Here is a 2,784-nt window from a genome sequence, read left to right on the forward strand (position 1 = left end):
ATACCGGCTACTGGAGTGATCTGACGTGGATCGAAGCATCCGAATATGATGCCCAAAAATAGTCCGGTTCAAGTCCCGTATTCCACTGACATTCTGCCGTGACAAAACCCGCTCCGTAGCGAAACGCGTCAACGGCCTTTTAGTCCAATCCAAATTCGAATCGCAACGGTGAGCCGCGGTCCGTGAGGCACCGGGAAGTGCGTTCTACCCTGCCGCTGACGAGAACGTCCGGCTTAGGGTGCTCTAACAACTCGCATTCGTTCTTTTTTTAAGGCCGGAGGCCGGTACAATTCATGTCGGTGGTGTTAATCACCGGTTTGGAATGCAGCAAATCCAATCGACTCTCATCGTACCCGATACCGCCGAAAATCTTGGCGACCTTGGCTGCGAATGATCCTCCGAAAGAAACATAAATAGAACATGAAGGCGGCATCGATCCATGCGTTAAAGAAAGAACTCGCGAACCTCGACCGAGACGAGCTGCTCGACGCCTGCGTCCGCTTGGCGAAATACAAAGTCGACAACAAAGAACTGTTAACTTACCTGCTGATGCATGCGGATGACGAGCAAGGTTATGCCGACGCGGTCTGTGACGAAATCGATCAACAACTCCCCTCCGCTCATCACATTCATAAGAAGACGATGCGAAAGATCGTGCGATGGATGGACAAGTACATCCGCTACTCGGGCAACAAAGAAACCGAATTGCGAATTCGCATCCACTTTTGCCGGCAATTTGTCGAGCGCAAAATTCGTTTCCGAAGTTGCAAAGTCAGTGCGAACATGTATGCCACTCAGCTAAAGAAAATCGAGAAGGCGATGGAGAAATTGCATCCCGATTTGCAGTTCGACTATCGTTATCAGATGCAAGGCCTCGACACCCACCTGAGCTGAGCAAAGTGGACACCAGCTCGGCATTCCCCCCGGGGCGTCTCATCGTGGAATGCATTGGCCGTTGCTACAGCTGATCGTCCCCGACCTTTCTAACGCCAATCACAGCGGTCATGCCGTTACGAACGTGCATTTCCTGATGCATTTCTTTGTTTTCACTCAAGTGGCGGCTTGCCGCAATCCGATCATAGACGCTATTTGCGTCGCCTATTTTCGGATGCACACGGATGAAAATCTCCGATACCAGCGCTGTCTATCCCACGCTGCAACAGAGACAATTGGAGACGGAACACAATCTGCAAAACGTTTTCAGCGACGTGTTGTCCGGTGCCGGGCACGCGGGCTATGCTTCGGCGGAACCGATTGAATCCGAAGAGCCGATTCAGACGCAGATCCAAGAGTCGTGGGACGGATGGTTTCAGCTCGAGTTGCAAGGCCGCTACCGCACGACTGAGCAACCGCGGCAGTTAGGCAAACAATACGGTGCGCTGGTCCAGAACGCCTATGAAAACGGCGGGTACATTGCCCCCAAAGCGTTTTTGTCCTCGCTATCCCCAGCTGAACTTTCCGTGGTCCAGGACATCCATCATCTGGCGGAGCCCATCCAAGTCAATTCGCTAACCGAAGAAGGGGCGATCAATTTGCTAATTCCGCCGCCGGCTCAGATTGACATGAACCGCGACGGATTGACTCAGTCGGGTGCCGCTTGGGGACTTCGATTCCCCGACAGCACCACCCCTAAACCGGTGGCGGAGGCCTTCGAGACTGCAACCGAAGGAATGGATTGGGGCGAACGAAGTCTTTACGAGCTGCAGATGGTAATGCCAACGCTGCTGGCAAACTTTCATGTCGACCAGTCCGGTGCCTTTGCCTACCAAGTGGAACCAGGTGACCCTCGTTTCGTCAATCCTAGGGCCGCCCCCGATTACTCGTACGTCGACTACGCCGACAGCTACCTTTCGTATCTGGATGCCTTCAAATCTCGCATCGACCCGATTCAATACACCAAGGGCAAAGCGTTCTGGACCGACTTTCAAAACGAATTGATCGCCAACAAGTAACATCAGCAAGCGACAGCAAAATGCACGAGGCAACGAGTTCTCGCACAGACACATCCGCCCCACCGACAAATTGTTAAACTGCTTTACGCCCTAAAATACTTGGGCGACACTGACACGCGAGCTTTGCTGCGATTGTTTCATCGTTGCCAGCGGATCAGATCCAGCTCCAGCGGTACGGCGACGCTGGCGTGACTGGGTACGATTCGTGGCGTGAAGTCGCTTGCCGGGCGGGTTGCAGCGACAGTGATATGGAAGGTCGTCCCCTTGGCTTCAGCGTTCTCAGACGTTTCCGACTGCAGCATCTCCTGTCGCACTGCGGGCTCGCCGTTGACCGAATCGGCATACAATTCCACTCGCACAAAGCTCAGATCCAGTCCATCAACGTCCACGTTCACTGCGAAATGGTGCTCGTCGCCCGTGGATTCAACGACGAATTCGCCGAACTGCAATGAACCCCATTTTTCCCGGAGCGAATGTTCCCAATTGACGACCGCGGTACCGGCGGCACCGTTATACGCGGCCCGCTCGGCAAACGCGGTGGCCGCGGGCAAATAATGCTGTTCAGTGTACTCACGGACGGTGCGAACGGCCGAAAACTGCGGTGTTAATTGCGACATACTCGCTCGCATACGAGTCAACCAGCGAAGAGGAATTCCGAGTCGGTTGCGGTCGTAGAACTCGGGGATCACCTCGTTTTCCAGCACGCTATAGAGCTGCTCTGCTTCGACTGCATCCCACTGGGGATCGTCGCCGTGTTCATTGCCATCGCCGATTGCCCAGCCGACCTCGGGTGTATAGGCTTCGGCCCACCAACCGTCCAATTGTGATAAAT

At 54.2% G+C, this 2,784-nt stretch carries 2 protein-coding genes and 1 pseudogene; 2 read left to right on the forward strand and 1 reads right to left on the reverse strand.

Annotated elements, in window-relative coordinates; translation table 11 throughout:
- The first annotated feature begins 420 nt into the window (after positions 1 to 420).
- Both RMSM_RS08315 and RMSM_RS08320 read left to right on the forward strand, forming a co-directional pair.
- Positions 421 to 894, forward strand: coding sequence for a hypothetical protein (locus tag RMSM_RS08315; RefSeq protein WP_008694129.1), 474 nt, complete (start codon positions 421 to 423; stop codon positions 892 to 894).
- A gap of 224 nt (positions 895 to 1,118) precedes the next feature.
- Complete coding sequence (locus RMSM_RS08320; RefSeq protein WP_008694134.1) at positions 1,119 to 1,952, forward strand: hypothetical protein; 834 nt, start codon at positions 1,119 to 1,121, stop codon at positions 1,950 to 1,952.
- 137 nt (positions 1,953 to 2,089) lie between these two features.
- On the opposite strand, the pseudogene RMSM_RS40795 reads toward RMSM_RS08320, so the two are convergent.
- Positions 2,090 to 2,784 (reverse strand): annotated as a pseudogene (locus tag RMSM_RS40795) (DUF3417 domain-containing protein); the annotation flags it as partial.

The organism is Rhodopirellula maiorica SM1, from assembly GCF_000346295.1.
GTDB lineage: Bacteria > Planctomycetota > Planctomycetia > Pirellulales > Pirellulaceae > Novipirellula > Novipirellula maiorica.